Below are 18,480 nucleotides of genomic sequence, written 5' to 3' on the forward strand. Positions count from 1 at the left end.
AGGGCGCGGGCTACGCCGTCACGAATTTGAGCAAGTCGGCGTTGATGATGTCGGGATGCGTCGTGCAGAGGCCGTGCGGCAGCAGGTCGTAGATCTTCAAGGTGCTGTGCTTCAGAAGCCCGGCCGACAACAGTGCCGAGTCCGTGACGGGGACGATCTGGTCGTCGCCGCCGTGCAGGACCAGCGTCGGCACGGTGATGGCCTTCAGGTCTTCGGTGAAGTCGGTCTCGGAGAAGGCCTTGATGCTCTCGTAATGGGCCTTGGCGCTGCCCATCATGCCCTGGCGCCACCAGTTCCAGATCGCGGCCTGCGACGGCTCCGCGCCCGGACGGTTGTAGCCGTAGAAGGGTCCGCTCGCGAATTCGAGATAGAACTGCGACCTGCCGGCGGCGAGCTGCCGGCGCAAGCCGTCGAACACCTCAAGCGGCAATCCGCCGGGATTGGACTCGGTCTTGAGCATCAGCGGCGGCACCGCGCCGATCAGCACCAGCCTGGCGACGCGATCCCGGCCGTGACGTGCGACGTAGCGCGTGGCCTCGCCGCCACCGGTGGAGTGGCCGATGTGGATGGCGTTGCGGAGATCGAGATGCTCGACGAGGGCCGCGACGTCGGCGGCATAATGATCCATGTCGTGGCCGTCGCTGACCTGGCTCGAGCGGCCATGGCCGCGGCGATCATGCGCGATGACGCGAAAGCCCCTAGCGAGGAAGAACAGCATCTGGGCATCCCAGTCGTCGGCGCTGAGCGGCCAGCCGTGATGGAAGACGATCGGCTGCGCGGACTTTGGTCCCCAGTCCTTGTAGAAGATCTTGACGCCGTCGCTGGTGGTGACGGAGGTCGCGACGTCGCTCTTCCCGGTCGAGAGCGCCGCGGTTTTGACATCGCTGCCTGCGGCCGAGGTGGAGCGGACAGTCACCGAAGCTGCGTACATGAGCGTCGTTGCGAGAATCTTTCGTCGTGAGGTGGTTGCGATCCGGCTTACGGAACTGATCAAGGCCATTTGAAATTTCCATTCCAGGAGTGGGGGCGCCATGATTCCTAGCGAACTGCATGTGCCGATGCCCCAGCGCGATTGACGCGATTGCAGCGCGATTGCTGCTAACGCGCGCGCCGCCGCCAATCGCGCGGCGATTCCCCGGTGAGCTTTCGAAACGCGGCGGCAAAGGCGGTCTGCGAGGAATAGCCGAGCGTGGCCGCGACCGAGACGACGGATTCGTCGGTGTCGCGCAGCATGTTCATGGCCTGCTCGAGCCGGTGCTGCCGCAGCCAGGCATGGGGGGAAAGCCCGGTGCTGTCCTTGAATGCGCGGCAGAAGTGAAAGCGCGAGAGGCCGGCTTCGGCCGCAAGTGCCGCGAGCGAGACGTCGGCATCGCTGTCCGAGCGCAGCCGCTCGATCGCGCGGAGCAGCGTCTTCGGCGCCAGGCCACCCCTTGCCGGCGCGATCGCGTTCGGCGTGCCGCTATGCGCCGCGAGAAGGCGTGTCGCCAGCAAATCCATCAGCTGCTGCCTGAATAGCGTGTCCAGCGCCTCGTTACCTTCCAGGACATCCGCCGCACTCAGCAGCAATCGGGACGTCACGGGATCGGGATGCGCGGTACGTTCCAAAAGATCAGCCGGCGCAGCGGCTTCGTCCGCAACACGCTGCAGCGTGGCCTGCGGAAGATAGAGCTGAACGACGTCGACGGGTTTTGGAATGTCCCACCGTGAGCTCGATCCTTCCGGAATGATGATCACGGCGCCGGGGCGAAAGGTCCCGATCGCGACGGATCGTCCGGACCGCCGCTCCATGCGCTGGACCGCGCCGTTATAGGCCATGATGACATGATGGTTCATGGGTTCGACGACGTCGTGTAGCGGCTCGTGCTTCCAGTGCGCGATTCCGGCGCCGGAGGAATCCAGTGCCATGCGAAACGGCACCGTTCCGAGCACGCGCGCCATCTCCACATCGGCAGCGGGCCGGTCGCCGGCCGGCGCTGCGTCGCGCTGTGCCGGAGAGGCGGCGGGGATTTCATTGGGAGACTCGCGCAAGACAACCTTGCTCATGGACTTTCGCTCGTGTGGGGGTGCGTCGCTGGGGGCGCGACGTCGTGATCATGGCGTCGGCCGCCGCATGGCGGGACGGAACGGGCCGGTCTGGTGATCCCTGCGCAACGGTTGAACCGAGGGTTCGAAGGCGATCCGTCGCAGTTCCGTCACCGTTGATTTGCGGGTTTTAGGTGGCGCGAGAATCCGCGTCTTTCCTGAAACTGCCCTACGTTGCCTGATCCTGCTCCGCGGACGCCGCATGCGTGCAGCCCGCGTGCGTTTGTGAAAAGTCGTGATGTCCTGTTTCGGTTCGACGACACGCGCATCGCCAGGGCGTTCATCGGATCGTCTTGAAATAATTGCTGAATTTTGATGTGGGCCGATCGGGGGCGAAGCTACGCGCCCGCCGGGTGCGACGTCGTCGGTCGTGGACAGCAAGGGGTGGATAGCCGATATACCGGTCTCGAACTGGCGGGTTGCTGTGGCCTGCTCTCGGACCATCACAGAAGAGACAGACGATGACCAGGACAGGCGCTTACGGTGAACGGCTCGGCGAATTCCTCCGCCTCGAGCAAGCGCCGCCCACGCTGGTGACCCGCTCGCTGCGCAGCACCGAGATCGCGGTCACCGAAACCCGCAACGACAATCCGGTGCCCGGTCTTTCCGGTTCGTTTGCCGCCGAAGATGCCTATCTCGTCGGTCTGAAGCTGCGCGACTATCCGGAGTGCGAGATCTGGGAGCAGGGCCGTCACCTCAAGAAGACGGATGTTCACGCCGGCACCACCTATATCTACGATCTCAAGGCCGATCCGCGTTACGTGATCGACAAGCCGCTTCACTCGCTGCATTTCTACGTGCCGCGTTCGGCGCTCGACGGCCTTGCCGATCAATCGGGGGCACGGCGCATCGATACGCTCGACTGCAGCCTCGTCGGGCACGATGATGCCATCGTCCGCCATATCGGCGCGTCCTTGCGCCAGGCACTGCGCCGGCCGGATGAGGCCAACCAGATCTTCATCGATCACATGATGATGGGGCTGACCGCCCACGTCGCGCAGGCCTATGGAGGCTTTCGGCACAAGGCCGAAACCATCCGCGGTGCGCTTGCGCCATGGCAGCTGGCGCGCGCCTGCGACAAGCTCGAAGCGGATCTCGGCGGCAAGCTGCCGTTACAGGCCATCGCCGCCGAACTCGGCCTCTCGGTCAGCCATTTCTCGCGCGCGTTTCGCGCGTCGACCGGCCTGCCGCCGTATCGCTGGCTGCTGCATCATCGCGTGCGAACCGCCAAGAGCTTGATGAGCGTGCGCGGCCTGTCGCTGTCCGACGTTGCGATTTCGGCCGGCTTCGCCAACCAGAGCCACTTCACGCGGGTGTTCTCCGCGATAACAGGCGTCAGCCCGGGTGCATGGCGGCGCGATGCGCTGGGAACAGCAAGCCGCGAGGGGTGAGATCCGACCTAGTCGACGATGCCTGAAGACACCGGGCACGCAAGTTGATGGGCCTGCGAAGGAAGCTACGGAAAGGCTCGTGTCCCGGACGCGGTGCGGCACGAAGTGACGCTCCGCAGAGCCGGGACCCAGAAATGCTTGGCGACGCAATCGAAATATGCAATCTTAGATAGATGTCATCGACCTGCGGTTGCATGCGTATGTGCTTCTTCGTCTACATTCTGGCAAGCAAGCGAAACGGCACCTTATACGTCGGTGTGACGAACGATTTGGCTCGCCGAATAAGCGAGCATAAGGCAAAGCTGATACCCGGATTCACCCGGCAATATGATGTTGCACTGCTGGTCTACTTCGAGACCTTCGAGTCAGTGCTGGAAGCGCGGGCGCGCGAACATTCGTTGAAGCGCTGGCGGCGCGCGTGGAAGCTCAAGTTGATAGAAGAGCTCAATCCGAACTGGCGCGATCTGACGGATGAGCTGAATTCCCTGGCGGCATGACTGGGTCCCGGCTCTGCGGAGCAGCACTTCGTGCTGCACCGCGTCCGGGACACGAGAGATGTGCGGGAAGTCAGAACTGATACCTTCGCAAGCCGCCATCGACCGGGATCACCGTTCCCGTGATGTAGCGCGCCACGGGTGAGGCCAGGAACACCGCGAGTGCCGCGAGATCTTCCGGCTCGCCCCAATAGCCGACCGGAATCTCTTCCTCGGCAAAACGCTCGCGATAATCCGGCGCATAGTTGCGGCGGATCTGCTCGCTCATGATGCGGCCGGGCGGGATGCAGTTGATGGTGATGCCGTGCTCGCCGATCTCGCGCGACAGGCCCTTGGCCCAGGCGTGCACGGCGGCCTTTGCCGCGAAGGCGGCGTTGAGGCCTTCCGGCTCGGACTTGCCGGTGATGTTGACGATGCGGCCCCATTTGCGTTCGATCATCTGCGGCAGCAGCGCGTGCGCGATGCGGCGGTAGCTGGTGAAGTTCAGCGCGATCGCCTCGTCCCATTTGCTGTCGGGCGCATCGACGGGCAGGGGGCGGCTGCCGCCGGCATTGTTGATGAGGATGTCGACATGGCCGAGTTCTTTCAGCGCGAACGCGGCGATCTTTTCGGCTGCGTCCTTGGCCATCACGTCCTGCTCGAACGGCGTGATTAATCCGCCGCCGACCTCCTTCACCAGCTCGGCCAGCAGGTCGGTGCGCCGCGCGACGCCGACCACGCGCACGCCTTCGGCGGCCAGGCCCTTGGCGATGGCGCGGCCGATGCCGATGCTTGCTCCGGTGACGACAGCGGTTTTCGATTTCAGCCCGAGGTCCATGGTCACACGCTCTCTTGATTGCTTCTTTGGTTTTTGGTGTTCGTTTTCCGCCCTGTCCCGGGTGCAGCGATTTGCCCGACCGGGACGAGCAGTGGTAACCAAGGCCGACACCGAAGGAAACACGAAAAAGAAAAGGCGTGAGTGATGGTCTGGGATCCGCAGCAATATCTGAAATTCTCCGGCCACCGGCTCCGGCCCGCAGTGGACCTGTTGATGCGGATTCCCGATGTCGCCCCGCGCACGGTCGCGGATCTCGGCGCCGGCGCCGGCAATGTCACGAAGCTGATCAAGGAGCGCTGGCCCACCGCCGCAGTGACCGGCGTCGAGGGCTCGGCCGAGATGGTTGCCGCCGGGCGCAAAGCCGCGCCGGACGTGGAATGGTCGCATGAGGACCTCGGCCATTGGCGCCCGGCCAAGCAATATGACGTCGTCTATTCCAATGCCGCACTGCACTGGTTGCCCAATCATGCGGCACTCTTCCCCTCGGTGATGGAGAAGGTCGCGCCCAGCGGCATGCTTGCGGTGCAGATGCCGCGCAACTTCCTGGCGCCGTCGCATGTGCTGATCGGCGAAACCGCTCTGAACGGGCCGTGGCGGTCCAAGGTCGAGCACCTCGTCACGCCGCCGCCGGTCGAGGGGCCGGCCTTCTATCACGACGTCCTCGCGCCGCTGTCACAGAATATCGACATCTGGGAGACCGAATATCTCCAGGTCCTCGAGGGCGAGAATCCCGTGAAGGAATGGACCAAGGGCACCTGGCTGACGCGCTATCTCGACGTGCTCGCGGGCGACGAGAAAGCCGCGTTCGAAGCGGCCTATGGCGAGCGAGTCGCCAAGGCCTATCCCAAGAATGCGGCGGGGCAGACGCTGTTTCCGTTCCGGCGGCTGTTCATGGTCGCCCAGCGCAAGGGTTAATGGTCTTCGGCGATGCGACATAAGCGCTCGCTTCGCGGGGCCGGAGCGGGCGCTGGGTTGCGCATGCGACGGCCGCCAAGATAGCTTCCCTGCGGCATAGCTTCGCTGCGGCAAATTGGGCTTAGGTCTAGTTGTTCGGGGTTGGGATTGCTGCCACTACTGAAACCGTAAAACAAAAAAGAACCCGGTTTCCGAGGTTGTTGGGGAGGTCCTTCTCATGCGCAAACTGCTCTTCGCGCTCGCTGCGGCCGCGTTTGCTTTGGCCCCGGCTATGGCTCAAGCCCAGAGCCCGATCGTCATCAAGTTCAGTCACGTCGTCGCCAACGACACCCCGAAGGGCAAGGGCGCGCTGAAGTTCAAGGAGCTTGCCGAGAAGTACACCGACGGCAAGGTCAAGATCGAAGTCTATCCGAACTCCTCGCTCTACAAGGACAAGGAGGAGATCGAGGCGCTGCAGCTCGGCTCGGTGCAGATGCTCGCGCCCTCGACCGCGAAATTCGCGCCGCTCGGTATCAAGGAATTCGAGGCGCTCGACCTGCCCTGGCTGTTCAAGGACGACGCGACCTATTCCAACGCGATGAAGGGCACCGTCGGCAAATGGCTGTTCCAGAAGCTGGAAGCCAAGGGCATCACCGGTCTCGCTTATTGGGACAATGGCTTCCACATGGTGTCGTCGAACCGTCCGCTGACGAAGCCGGAGGATTTCAAGGGCCTCAAGTTCCGCATCTCCGGCTCCAAGATCGCTGACCAGTATTTCCGCCTGATGGGTTCGATCCCGCAGATCATGGCGTTCTCGGAAGTCTACCAGGCGCTGCAGACCGGCGTGGTCGACGGCTGCGAGAACACGGCGTCCAACTATCTGACGCAGAAATTCTACGAGGTGCAGAAGGACATCACCGTGTCCTATCACGCGCATCTGCAATACGCGGTCATCGTCAATTCGAAATTCTGGTCCGGCCTGCCGCCTGACATTCGCGGACAGCTCGACAAGGCGATGGCTGAGGCGACCGAATACACCAACCAGATCGCGCATCAGGAAAACGAGGACGCGCTGGCCGAGATCAAGAAGGCGGGCAAGACCACGCTGCATTATCTGACTGACGCCGATCGCAAGGCATGGCAGGAAGCGATGCGGCCGACTTACACCTGGGCCAAAGGCCGGGTCGGGCAGGAAGTGCTCGACCTCGTCGCCAAGGAACTCGACGTCAAGATGAACTGACGCGGTTTCCGGGAGAATAATACCAACGGTCGGGAGTGTGCGCACTCCCGACCGTTTCGCATCGATAGGGGGGCTTTGATTTGCTTCGCGTGCTGAACCAGGGGCTCAACCATCTCGAAGAATGGTTGATCGCGACGCTCATTGCGGCTGCAACCGGACTGATCTTCATCGCCGTCGTGCACCGTTACGGCGCGGGCGAATCGATCGTGTTCTCGCGATGGGCCGCCGCGCACGGCATGACCTGGCTGGCATCGGCATCGATGGCCGTGTTCACCTTCCTGTCCGAGCTCGATCTGTCCTGGGCGCAGGAACTCTGCATCTACATGTTCATCTGGATGGCGAAGTTCGGCGCGGCCTATGGCGTGCGCACCGGCATCCATGTCGGCGTCGACCTGCTCGTCAACCGCCTGCCCGAGCATTCGCGCAAGCATGTCATCCTGTTCTCGCTGCTGTGCGGCGCGCTGTTCACCGGCATGATCGCCGCCTTCGGCGCCTCCTTCGTGCGCGAGATGTTCCACACCGGGCAGCAATCCAACGATCTGGAAGCGCCGATGTGGTTCGTCTATCTGGCGATCCCGCTCGGCTCCGGCCTGATGTGCTTCCGCTTCCTCCAGGTGTCCTGGTCCTACTACTGGACCGGCGAGTTGCCGCATCATGATGAGACCCATGTCGAGGGCGTTGAGGCCGATGGCTCGCCGGCGCTGCATCCGCAGCCCGCCGGTGCGGCAACAAGGGCTGCTGCGCGAAAAGTCTCGCCGCTCGGCGTGATCCTGATCATGGCGCCGATCCTGATCTTCATGCTCTGCCTCGGCGAGAAGACCGGCTTCATCGTGCTGCCGCACTGGATGCGCGCGGCGACCGTATTCGCCTTGCTGATCGCGCTGATGCTGACCGGCATTCCGGTCTCGATCGCGCTCGGCCTCACCGTGATGACGTTCCTGTTCACGCTGACCGCGGTGCCGATCGAAGCCGTCTCGATGAAGCTCTTCACGGGCATCGAGGGTTTCGAGATCATGGCGATCCCGTTCTTCATCCTCGCCGGCAATTTCCTCACCCATGGCGGCGTGGCGCGGCGCATGATCAATTTTGCGACCTCGCTGATCGGGCACTGGCACGGCGGCCTTGGTCTTGCCGGCATCGTCGCCTGCGCGATGTTCGCGCTGGTGTGCGGCTCGAGCGTGGCGACGGTCGCCGCGATCGGCGCCATCGTACTGCCCGAGATGGTCCGCCACGGCTATCCGATGCGTTTCGGCGCCGGCATCATCACGGTCGCCGGCTCGCTCGGCATCCTGATGCTGCCGTCGATCCCGAAGATCGTCTATGCGGTCTCGACCAACACCTCGATCGGCGCGCTGTTCGTCGCCGGTCTGTTGCCGGGCATCCTGCTGACGACGATGCTCTGCATCGTCACCTGGTGGCTCGCGCGCAAGCGTGATTATCCGCGGCTGCCGAAGGCGACCTGGGCCGAGACCCTCCACGCTTTCCGCGAGAGCATCTGGGGATTGATGCTGGTCGTCATCATCATCGGCGGCATCTATAGCGGCCTGTTCACCGCCACCGAAGCCGCCGCGATGGCCGCGGTCTATTCCTTCATCATCGCCGTGTTCGTCTACAAGGCGATCAAGATGGTCGACGTGCCGCGGGTGCTGCTGCGTGCCGCCAACACCAGCGCGATGCTGCTCTACATCGTCACCAACGCGGTGCTGTTCTCCTTCGTGCTCTCCAACGAGAACCTGCCGGCGACGCTCGCCGACTGGATCGCGGCGCAGAATCTCGGCTGGGTCGGCTTCCTGCTCGTCGTCAACGTGCTGCTGCTGCTCGCCGGCAATTTCATGGAGCCGAACTCGATCATCCTGATCATGGCGCCGATCCTGGCGCCGGCCGCGAAGAAGCTCGGCATCGACCTCGTTCATTTCGGCATCGTCATGGACGTCAACATGGAGGTCGGCCTCTGCCATCCGCCTGTCGGCTTGAACCTCTACGTGGCCTCGATGATAGCCCGAATGCGCATCACCGATCTCGCCGGCGCGGTGATGCCGTGGCTGCTCACCATGCTCGGCTTCCTCGTCATCGTGACCTATTGGCCCGATCTGACGCTGTGGCTGCCGCGGGTGCTGGGGATGCACTGAGCTTGATCCGGAAAAGTGTGAAGCGGTTTTCCGAGAGGATCATGCTCGAACAATAAGCAGGGCCGGCGCGCGACATGGCTAACGCGCGGTAAACCCGCGCGCTCTAATGCTATCGGTGCGCTGGGAACCGATCTTTACGGGTCTGCGGTAGAAACATGCCCGCGAGGATCGGTGCTGGCATGTTGTTCAACAGAATGGAATCCGGACGGGCGTCGATTTCCGACGCCGTCTATGTGGAAGTCATCACGGGCCTGCACGGCACGACGATGCCCAACATTCTCGCGGCCGCCTGCCTGGCGATGGTGGGCGCCATCACGACCTACGAGACCGGCGACATGGTGACGGCGGCCCTGACGGTCGCCGGCATCGTGGTGGCCATTGTCCGCCTGTTCGAGATTTTCGCATTCCGTCGCCGCCTCGCCCGTGCGCCGCAGCTCGGTCGGACCGAGGGCGCGCGCTGGGAGCGGCGCTATGTGGCCGGCACCGTCGTGACGGCCCTGATCCTCGGCCTGTTTGCCGCGCGCAGCATCGTGCTGGGCGATGCGCTCTGCTGCGTGATGGCGATCGGCATCGGCTTCGGTTTTGGCGCCGGTGTGGTGGCGCGGCTGGCGCTGCGCCCGGTCGCGGCGCTGCTCGATCTGATCGCGATCGCCGCGCCCGCCGCAATCGTCACCTTCATGCAGCCTGATCTGCGCCATGTCGGGCTCGGGCTCCTGATCCTGATGTATGTGGTCGCGAGCTTCGAGATGGTGCGGCTGAGCTTCAACGCCTCGATCAACCAGATCACGCTGAAGCGTCAGTTCGAGCAGCTGTCGCGCGTCGATCCGATGACCGGTGTGGCCAATCGTTCGGTGCTTGCGACGGACCTGCCCGCCATGCTCGCGGTCAGGGCGATTGCCGTCCATACGCTCGATCTCGACCGCTTCAAGGAAGCGAACGACCGCTTCGGTCATCCCGTCGGAGACGCGCTGTTGAAGCAGGTCGCCGGGCGGCTTGGCGAGATCGCCGCCACCGACGACCTCGTGGTGCGGATGGGCGGCGACGAATTCGTCCTGGTTCAACGCGCCGCGCGCGATGCGGAAGCGATGGCACAGCGTATCGTGCAGTCGATCAGCGCGCCTTATGACGTCGACGGACAGGCCATCGAGCTCGGCGTGAGCGTCGGCGTGGCTGTCGCGCCGGACGATGGCCGAACCGCGGAGGCGCTGCTGTCGCGCTCCGACAGGGCGCTCTACCGGGCCAAGCAGGATCGCGGCGGCTATGTGCTGGCGCGGGAATTGCGGATGGCGGACGGCGCCGCATCTGGTCAATCGACCGCCGAAGGGCTGGCCGCGTAAGCAGCGGTTGGAACCGCAATCAAGATGCGGTTAGATGCCTCCCCAATCAAGACGTGCCGGGGAGGAGCCTTATGACCGAGATTTCCAGCAATGAGCCGAAGGACGCAACGCCGTCCGTCATTGCGCAGCAATCGGCGATGCTGAATGCGCTGCCGTTTTCCGACACACGGGATTTCGACGACGCTGCGCGCGGCTTTCTCGGCACGATCGACAACGCGAAGATTACAAACCCGCAGGGGCGGACGGTCTGGAGCCTCGAGCCCTATGGCTTTCTGTCCGCCGAGCAGGCGCCGCCGACGGTCAACCCGAGCCTCTGGCGGCAGTCGCGGCTCAACATGCAGCACGGCCTGTTCGAGGTCGTGCCGGGCGTCTACCAGGTGCGCGGGCTCGACATCGCCAACATGACGCTCATCGAGGGCGACAGCGGCATCATCGTGGTGGATACCCTGACCTCGATCGAAGGCGCGCGCGCCGCGCTCGATCTCTACTACAAGCACCGCGGCCTGAAGTCCGTCGCAGCCATCATTTTCACCCACACCCATACCGACCACTGGGGTGGCGCGCGCGGTGTACTGGAAGAGGACGCGCTGGCGACAGGGCGCGTGCCGATCATCGCGCCGAACCTGTTCATGGAGCACGCCGTCTCCGAGAACATCATCGCCGGACCGGCGATGCTGCGGCGGGCGCAATACCAGTTCGGGCCGTTCCTCGCCAAGGGCGTTCGTGGGCAGGTCGATTGCGGCCTCGGCAAGACCATGGCAGCGGGGGCGGTGGCGCTGCTGCGGCCGACCGACCTGATCATGGCGACCGGCGACAAGCGCGTCATCGACGGCGTCGAGTTCGAATTCCAGATGGCGCCGAACAGCGAAGCGCCGGCGGAGATGCACTTCTTCCTCCCGCGCTACAAGCTCTTGAACCTCGCCGAGAACTGCACGCACAATTTCCACAATCTACTGCCGTTCCGCGGTGCCGACGTGCGCGATGCGCTGGCGTGGTCGAAATATCTCAACGAGGCGCTGCAGTTGTGGGGCGGCAGGGCCGAAGCGATGTGCGGCCAGCATCACTGGCCGGTGTGGGGACGCGAGCGCATCGACACCATGATCCGCGAGCAGCGCGACCTCTACAAATTCGCGCATGACCAGACCATCCGGCTGATGAACCACGGGCTGAACGCGGCGGAGATCGCCGAGGCGATCCAGCTGCCGAAGAGTCTCGAAGGCGCCTGGCACGGTCGCGGCTACTACGGCCACATCCGCCATAACGTGAAGGCGATCTACCAGAAATATCTCGGCTGGTACGACGCCAACCCGGTCAATCTCGATCCGCTGCCGCCCGTGGAGTCGGGCAAGAAATATGTCGAGTACATGGGTGGCGCCGACGCGATCCTGACGCGCGCTGCTGCGGATTTTGACAAGGGCGAATTCCGCTTCGTGGCGCAGGCGCTCGGCCATCTCGTCTTCGCCGAGCCGGACAATCAGGCCGCGCGCGCATTGCTGGCCGATACGCTGGAGCAGCTCGGCTATGCCGCCGAGAGCTCGACCTGGCGCAACGCCTATCTGTTCGGTGCCCAGGAATTGCGGCAGGGCATGCCGAAGACGCCGCCGCGCGCACCGATGCCGCGCGAGACGCTGGCCGCGCTGCGGACCTCACAGCTCTGGGACGTGCTCGGCATCCGCCTCAACGGCCCGAAGGCGGAGGGCAAGCATATCGTGCTGAACTGGAATTTCTCGGATACCGGCGAGACCTTCGTGCTCAATCTCGAAAACTGCGCGCTGACCTATACGGAAGGCGTGCAGGCCGACAATTCCGATGCCAGCTTCACGCTGGCGCGGGCCACGCTGGATGAGGTGATCGCGAAGCTGACGAGCTTTCCGGAAGCGGTCGCGGCCGGCAAGGTCAAGCTGTCGGGCAACCCGATGAAGCTCGCCGAGCTGATGGGATTGATGGATGAATTCCCGCGGATGTTCGAGATCGTGGAGCCGAAGCGGGCGGTGGTGGGGTAGCGATCTGTCACAACAATCTCGGTGTCGTCCCGGCGCAGGCCGGGACCCATAACCCCAGAGAGAAGTTTGGCGCGAGACTGGTCACTCCGAGTCTTCGCCAAACCGTTGCTGCGGCGTATGGGTCCCGGATCTGCGCTTCGCTTGTCCGGGACGACACTGTTGGTGGGAGTTACTTACTCCGCGCTGCTCACCAGCTTGATCCGCGGCGCGGTGGCCTCGGTCAGGCTGCGATAGGCGGCGAGATAGTCGAGTGCCATGCGCCGCGCCGTGAAGCGCTTTTCGAACTGCTTGCGGATGGCGGTGCGGTCGAGCTGCGCCAGGCGGTTGACGACGCCGGCGGCGCTGAGGATGTCCTCGACCACGAAGCCGGTGAGGCCCTCGTCGATGATCTCCGGCACCGAGCCTCGGTTGAAAGCGACCACCGGCGTGCCGCAGGCCATGGCCTCGATCATGACGAGGCCGAACGGTTCCGGCCAGTCGATCGGCAACAGCAGGCCGAGCGCGCCGCTGAGGAAATCGGACTTCTCGTGATCGCTGATCTCGCCGATGAAATCCACCAGCGGGTTGTTGACGATCATCGGCTTGATCAGCTCGTCGTAATAGTCCTGATCGGCACGATCGACCTTGGCCGCGATCTTCAGCGGGATACCGCAATGCATCGCGATCTTGATGGCGCGATCGACGCCCTTCTCCGGCGCGATGCGGCCGAGCACGGCGAGATATTCCTGCCTCGCCGGCTTCGGCGTCAGCAGGGTCTCCGGCAGGCCGTGGTGGATCGTCGTCACCCAGTTCGCCTGCGGCACCGGCCGGCGCTGAGCGTTCGAGATCGAGATGACAGGCATTTTGGAGAATGTGTTGAAGACAGGCTGATGCTCCGGCAGATCGAGCCGGCCATGCAGCGTGGTGACGAACGGCGTCGGCTGCCGGTGGAACAGCGACCACGGGTAATAGTCGAGATGGAAGTGGAGGAAGTCGAACTCCTCGTCGTCACATTTTTGCCGCACGCGCTCCAGGAGCACCATGTGCAGCGCGTTGGGATCGCGCACGGAACCGTCGAGGCGAAGCGCCCGCGGCCATAATGCGTCCAGCTTCGCCGACGTCTGCGAGTCGCCGCTGGCGAACAATGTGACGTCGTGACCAAGGGCAACCAACTCTTCCGTCAACCAATGCACCACCCGCTCGGTGCCGCCATACAGCTTGGGTGGAACAGCCTCCGTCAACGGAGCTACCTGCGCGATGCGCATCTCACCATCTCCTTTGTGCGATCATGGAAGTTTAAGCCCCTGCCGAGTTCGGCACCGGCATGCCGGGGAGGGAACGTTCTCGCATTTGCGAAGTTCCTTCTCCCGAACGTTACTTCTTCGACACACTGCAGCGTGGCCGCGATGATGCCATCACCTCATCTCACATCGTCCGCATCCGCATGTCGTGATGGTTTCGCCCGGGAACCGAGGCGAAGCGGTCGATGTTCAATCGGCTAAGAGAAAAATTGAAACCATCACGACGGGGTCGCAGCGAATGGATCATCTCTCTGGATATGCGCGCAGGCCATTTGCCTTTGTCTTGCGCTATCTACGGCGTCGATTGGCGTCACATCTGGTGATCCTTGGCGCCGTCGTTGCAGCCGTTGCCTGCTCGGTAGGCACGCAGTATGGCGTCAAATCGCTTGTCGACGCCTTGTCCGCGGGAACCTCTCATGGCGGAAGCGTATGGCTGGCATTCATTCTGCTCATGTCGCTGATCGCCGCCGACAACTTCCTGTGGCGGATCGCGAGTTGGACAGCGAGCTTCACCTTCGTGCGTGTCACGGGTGATTTACGCCGTGACATATTTCGTCATCTGACCGGACACGCGCCGAGCTACTTCTCGGACCGCATGCCAGGCATGCTGACCAGCCGCATTACCGCCACATCCAATGCGGTGTTCACCGTCGAGAACATGTTCGTCTGGAATGTGTTGCCGCCGTGCATTGCCACAATTGCGGCAATCATGCTGATTGGAACCGTGAGCCCTTATATGGCCGCGGGCCTGATCGTGATCGCCGGCGGCATGGTGATCGCCATGTTCCGTCTGGCCGCGGCCGGCAAACCTTTGCATGACGACTTCGCCGACAAGGCGGCCGCCGTCGATGGCGAGATGATCGACGTCATCAGCAACATGCCGCTGGTGCGCGCCTTCTGCGGCATCGGCCACGAGCATGAGCGGTTCGATGCCACAGTGAACCGGGAAGTCAATGCGCGCGGGCGCAGCCTGCGTTATCTGGAGAAGCTGCGGTTGTTCCACGCAGCCGTGACCGTGCTTCTGACCGTCGCGCTGATGGCCTGGGCGGTCACGCTCTGGCAACAGGGTGAGGCGACCACCGGCGACGTCGTGCTGGTCTGCACCCTCGGCATTTCCATCCTGAGCGCGACGCGCGATCTCGCGGTGGCGCTGGTCGACGTCACGCAACATGTCGCGCGCCTGACCGAGGCGATCGCCACGCTGCTGACGCCGCATGAACTGAAGGATCACCCCGAGGCGGAGCCGCTGGTCAAGAGCGGCGCTGCGATCGCGTACAACAATGTCACCTTCGGCTATCCCGGCGCGGAGAAGATCTTCGAACGCTTCAGCCTGCGGCTGCAGCCCGGCCAGCGCGTCGGCCTGGTGGGCCAATCCGGCGGCGGCAAGTCGACCCTTTTCACGCTGCTGCAACGTTTCTACGATGTGGACGAGGGCAGTGTGACCGTCGACGGCCAGGACATTGCCATGGTGACGCAGCAGAGTCTGCGCGAGGCGATCTCGGTGGTGCCGCAGGACATTTCCCTGTTCCACCGCTCGATCCGCGAGAACATCCGCTACGGTCGGCCGAACGCAACCGACGACGAGGTGCTGCGGGCGGCGATTGCCGCGCGTTGCGATTTCATCGACAGCCTGCCGGACGGGCTCGACACCATGGTCGGCGACCGCGGTGTGAAGATGTCCGGCGGCCAGCGCCAGCGTATCGCGATCGCGCGCGCCTTCGTCAAGGACGCGCCGATCCTGCTGCTCGACGAGGCGACTGCGGCGCTCGACAGCGAGTCGGAGGAGGCAATCCGCGAGGCGCTGGCGCGCCTGATGCGGGGCCGCACCGTGATCGCGATCGCGCATCGCCTTGCGACGCTGCGCAATTTCGACCGGGTGATCGTGCTCAAGCACGGCAAGATCATCGAAGACGGCGCGCCCGACCGGCTGATGCAGGGCCACGGTCCGTACCGTGAACTGGTGACGCAGGAAATGAGCCGGCTCGCGAAGTTCGCCGCGTAAACCCAACAGTTGCGTTTGCGTTGGTCGCGTTCGAAACACAGGCCGCAGGGGAGCAGCTCATGGCAGCCGAAGCCGCAACCAAGATCGTCCCGGCATCGCAGACGATGGAGACCGTCGCGGAGCAAGCGTTCTACATTCCGATGACGGGGCCCGCCGCGCGGCCCCGTCGCTCGCTCAAGCACGACGATACATTCATCGTGCTGGACAGCCATGGCGACATCGGCGCGTCGGCCGGCGGGCCGGATGGCCTGTTCAACCATGACACGCGCTATCTGGCGCGACTGGAGCTCGTGCTCGATGATCTCCAGCCGCTCCTGCTCGGCTCGAACCTGCGCGACGACAATTCGGGATTGACGGTCGACCTGACGAATCCCGACATCTATCGCCAGGGTCGCATTGTCCTGCAGAAGGACCTGCTGCACATCGTGCGCACGATCTTCCTGTGGCGCGGCACGGCGTATCAGCGCATCGGGCTGCAGAACCACGGCGAGCAGCGCGCCAGTTTCGAGCTGACGCTGCTGTTCGATAACGATTTTGCCGATCTGTTCGAGGTGCGCGGCGAGCGGCGGCCGCGCCGCGGCACCGGCACCAGCAAGCTGCTCGGGCCGACCGACGTCCTGTTCGAATATCGCGGTCTCGACGAAGCCGAGCGGACCACGGGGCTCCATTTCGATCCGCGTCCGACACGGCTCTCGGTCAATGCGGCGACCTGGCAGCTCGAGCTGGATCCGCATGAGTCCAAGTCGCTGTTCGTCGCCGTATCCTGCAACCGTCCGATCGCGGAGAAGCCGGCGCGCTTCTTCAGGGGCCTGCTGGCGCATCGCCGCGAGATGCGGCAGTCGACGGTCGGCGCGGCCAGCATCGAGACATCCAACAACATCTTCAACGAGGTGCTGTGCCAGGCCATGGCCGACCTCAACATGCTGATGACGGAGACGCCGCAGGGGCGCTACCCCTATGCCGGCATTCCCTGGTACTCGACGACGTTCGGCCGCGATGGATTGATCACCGCGCTGCAGATGCTGTGGGTCGATCCGCGGGTGGCCAAGGGCGTGCTGCGGCGGCTGGCGCATTTCCAGGCCAAGGCCGTCGATCCGCTCGCCGATGCTGCGCCGGGAAAGATCCTGCACGAGATGCGCGGCGGCGAGATGGCGGCGCTGCGCGAGGTGCCGTTCTCGCAATATTACGGCAGCGTGGATTCGACCGCTTTGTTCGTCCTGCTCGCCGGACGTTATTTCGAGCGCACCGGCGACGAGAAGACGTTGACCGAGCTGTGGCCTGCGATCGAGGCCGGGCTCGCCTGGATCGACGGCCCCGGCGACCCCGACCAGGACGGCTTCGTCGAATACCAGCGCGCCACAGAGAAGGGGCTCGCCAACCAGGGCTGGAAGGATTCCTTCGACGCGATCTTCCATGCCGACGGCAAGCTCGCGGAGGGCAACATCGCGCTCGCCGAGGTGCAGGGCTATGTCTACGCCGCAAAGCAGCTCGCCGCGCGATGCGCGCTGCGGCTCGGCAAGCCTGATATCGCCGGGAAGCTCGAGGCGGAAGCCAAGGCGCTCGCCGAGCGTTTCGAGGAAGCGTTCTGGTGCGAGGAGCTTGGCACCTACGCGCTTGCGCTCGACGGCAAGAAGCGGCGATGCGAGGTCCGCACCTCGAATGCCGGGCAGGTGCTGTTCAGCGGCATGATCCGCGAGGACCGCGCCCGTCTTGTGGCTGCCGATCTGATGCGGCCGCACTTCTTCTCGGGCTGGGGCATCCGCACCGTCGCGCGCGGCGAGGTGCGCTACAACCCGATGTCCTATCACGACGGATCGATCTGGCCGCACGACAATGCGCTGATCGCGCTTGGGCTCGCCCATTACGGGCTCAAGCACTCGGTCGCACATGTGTTCAAGGGCTTGTTCGATGCCGCAACCTATATGGATTTGCGACGGCTGCCGGAGCTGTTCTGCGGCTTCCGCCGCGAGAAGCGGCGCGGCCCGACGCTGTATCCTGTCGCCTGCGCCCCGCAGGCCTGGGCCAGCGCAACGCCGTTCACGCTGCTGGAGGCGGCGCTCGGCATCGAGTTCGATGTCGCGCGCGGCGAGATACGCCTGCGCAATCCGCATCTGCCGCCGTTCCTGAACGAGGTCATCCTGCACGATCTGCAGCTCGGGGAGTCCAGCGTCGATCTGCGGGTCATCCGCCACGGTCACGACGTGGCGCTGGAAGTGTTGCGCACGCGCGGCCAGATCCAGGTGTCGATCGTGCTGGCGCGCTAGGGAGCCGCGGCAAGGAGGGTTCATGCGTAGCGCCGGATGGTTGGCCTTGAGCGCCGCGATCGTCGCGGGATTGACGGTTGCGGTATCGCGCGCCGCGGAAGACCCGCCCGCGGCCGCGACCGAGGCGAATGCACCGCCGACGGCGCAGCCGCCGGCTTCGGTGGTGCCGGTCACGCCGAAGGATGCGGCGCCGCCGCCGTCGGTGACGATCATCGGCGCCAGCGACGCCCACGGCGTGCTCGGCCGTGACGTGCGCAGTGCTGCGGATGAGGACATGGGCCATATCGTCGACGTCATCGTCGATCTCACCGGCCATGTGCGCGCCGCCGTGATCGACTTCGGCGGCTTCCTCGGCGTCGGCAGCCGCAAGATCGTGGTGGATTGGAACGCGATGCGGTTCGGCAAGATCGTCAACAAGAAGGACAGCATTACGCTGGAACTGACCAAGGCGCAGGTCGCGGCCGCGCCGGAATACAAGGAGGATACGCCGATGGTCGTGCTCGGCGCGTCCGGCAGCCTTCAGCCGCTGCAAGCCATCCAATGAGGA

The 18,480-nt window shown here is 64.2% G+C and carries 14 protein-coding genes and 1 pseudogene; 11 read left to right on the forward strand and 4 right to left on the reverse strand.

What is annotated here, in order from left to right; all coding sequences use genetic code 11:
* Nucleotides 1-10: 10 nt before the first annotated feature.
* Complete coding sequence (locus NLM31_RS13565; RefSeq protein ID WP_254192547.1) at nucleotides 11-1,000, reverse strand: alpha/beta fold hydrolase; 990 nt, start codon at nucleotides 998-1,000, stop codon at nucleotides 11-13.
* Between the two features lie 98 nt (nucleotides 1,001-1,098).
* Nucleotides 1,099-2,043 (reverse strand): AraC family transcriptional regulator, encoded by a 945-nt coding sequence (locus NLM31_RS13570; protein ID WP_254192548.1) that lies wholly within the window; start codon nucleotides 2,041-2,043, stop codon nucleotides 1,099-1,101.
* Between the two features lie 500 nt (nucleotides 2,044-2,543).
* On the opposite strand from NLM31_RS13570, the gene NLM31_RS13575 reads away from it, so the two are divergent.
* Both NLM31_RS13575 and NLM31_RS13580 read left to right on the forward strand, forming a co-directional pair.
* Nucleotides 2,544-3,473, forward strand: a complete 930-nt coding sequence (locus NLM31_RS13575) for an AraC family transcriptional regulator (protein WP_254192549.1) — start codon at nucleotides 2,544-2,546, stop codon at nucleotides 3,471-3,473.
* Between the two features lie 194 nt (nucleotides 3,474-3,667).
* Nucleotides 3,668-3,970: a GIY-YIG nuclease family protein gene (locus NLM31_RS13580; protein WP_254192550.1), complete on the forward strand. Its 303-nt coding sequence runs from the start codon at nucleotides 3,668-3,670 to the stop codon at nucleotides 3,968-3,970.
* A 70-nt stretch (nucleotides 3,971-4,040) separates the two neighbouring features.
* Here the strand turns inward: NLM31_RS13580 and NLM31_RS13585 are convergent, their stop codons facing one another.
* Nucleotides 4,041-4,784, reverse strand: coding sequence for an SDR family NAD(P)-dependent oxidoreductase (locus tag NLM31_RS13585; RefSeq protein WP_254196178.1), 744 nt, complete (start codon nucleotides 4,782-4,784; stop codon nucleotides 4,041-4,043).
* A gap of 144 nt (nucleotides 4,785-4,928) precedes the next feature.
* Between NLM31_RS13585 and NLM31_RS13590 the strand changes: the two genes are divergently transcribed.
* The 6 genes and pseudogenes from NLM31_RS13590 (at nucleotide 4,929) to NLM31_RS13610 (ending at nucleotide 12,387) form a co-directional block, all read left to right on the forward strand.
* Nucleotides 4,929-5,699: a methyltransferase domain-containing protein gene (locus NLM31_RS13590; RefSeq protein WP_254192551.1), complete on the forward strand. Its 771-nt coding sequence runs from the start codon at nucleotides 4,929-4,931 to the stop codon at nucleotides 5,697-5,699.
* A gap of 217 nt (nucleotides 5,700-5,916) precedes the next feature.
* Nucleotides 5,917-6,918, forward strand: a complete 1,002-nt coding sequence (locus NLM31_RS13595; protein WP_254192552.1) for a DctP family TRAP transporter solute-binding subunit — start codon at nucleotides 5,917-5,919, stop codon at nucleotides 6,916-6,918.
* 260 nt (nucleotides 6,919-7,178) lie between these two features.
* Nucleotides 7,179-7,523 (forward strand): annotated as a pseudogene (locus tag NLM31_RS43215) (TRAP transporter small permease); the annotation flags it as partial.
* A gap of 240 nt (nucleotides 7,524-7,763) precedes the next feature.
* Nucleotides 7,764-9,047: a TRAP transporter large permease subunit gene (locus tag NLM31_RS43220; RefSeq protein WP_309143728.1), complete on the forward strand. Its 1,284-nt coding sequence runs from the start codon at nucleotides 7,764-7,766 to the stop codon at nucleotides 9,045-9,047.
* 179 nt (nucleotides 9,048-9,226) lie between these two features.
* Nucleotides 9,227-10,384 (forward strand): GGDEF domain-containing protein, encoded by a 1,158-nt coding sequence (locus NLM31_RS13605; protein ID WP_254192553.1) that lies wholly within the window; start codon nucleotides 9,227-9,229, stop codon nucleotides 10,382-10,384.
* Nucleotides 10,385-10,455: 71 nt separating this feature from the next.
* Nucleotides 10,456-12,387 (forward strand): alkyl/aryl-sulfatase, encoded by a 1,932-nt coding sequence (locus NLM31_RS13610; RefSeq protein WP_254192554.1) that lies wholly within the window; start codon nucleotides 10,456-10,458, stop codon nucleotides 12,385-12,387.
* 173 nt (nucleotides 12,388-12,560) lie between these two features.
* On the opposite strand, the gene NLM31_RS13615 is transcribed toward NLM31_RS13610, so the two are convergent.
* Nucleotides 12,561-13,631 (reverse strand): glycosyltransferase family 4 protein, encoded by a 1,071-nt coding sequence (locus NLM31_RS13615; protein WP_254192555.1) that lies wholly within the window; start codon nucleotides 13,629-13,631, stop codon nucleotides 12,561-12,563.
* 274 nt (nucleotides 13,632-13,905) lie between these two features.
* Here NLM31_RS13615 and NLM31_RS13620 point away from each other — a divergent pair, with 274 nt between their 5' ends.
* The 3 genes from NLM31_RS13620 to NLM31_RS13630 are packed head-to-tail and all read left to right on the forward strand — an operon-like array spanning nucleotide 13,906 to nucleotide 18,477.
* A complete protein-coding gene (locus NLM31_RS13620; protein WP_254129860.1) occupies nucleotides 13,906-15,669 on the forward strand; it encodes an ABC transporter ATP-binding protein in 1,764 nt (587 codons plus the stop codon).
* A gap of 59 nt (nucleotides 15,670-15,728) precedes the next feature.
* The gene (locus NLM31_RS13625; protein ID WP_254192556.1) at nucleotides 15,729-17,933 is read left to right on the forward strand and encodes an amylo-alpha-1,6-glucosidase; all 2,205 of its coding nucleotides are present in this window, start codon (nucleotides 15,729-15,731) and stop codon (nucleotides 17,931-17,933) included.
* A gap of 22 nt (nucleotides 17,934-17,955) precedes the next feature.
* A complete protein-coding gene (locus NLM31_RS13630; protein WP_254129862.1) occupies nucleotides 17,956-18,477 on the forward strand; it encodes a PRC-barrel domain-containing protein in 522 nt (173 codons plus the stop codon).
* Nucleotides 18,478-18,480: the final 3 nt, after the last annotated feature.

This window comes from Bradyrhizobium sp. CCGUVB4N (assembly GCF_024199945.1).
Taxonomy (GTDB): Bacteria; Pseudomonadota; Alphaproteobacteria; order Rhizobiales; family Xanthobacteraceae; genus Bradyrhizobium.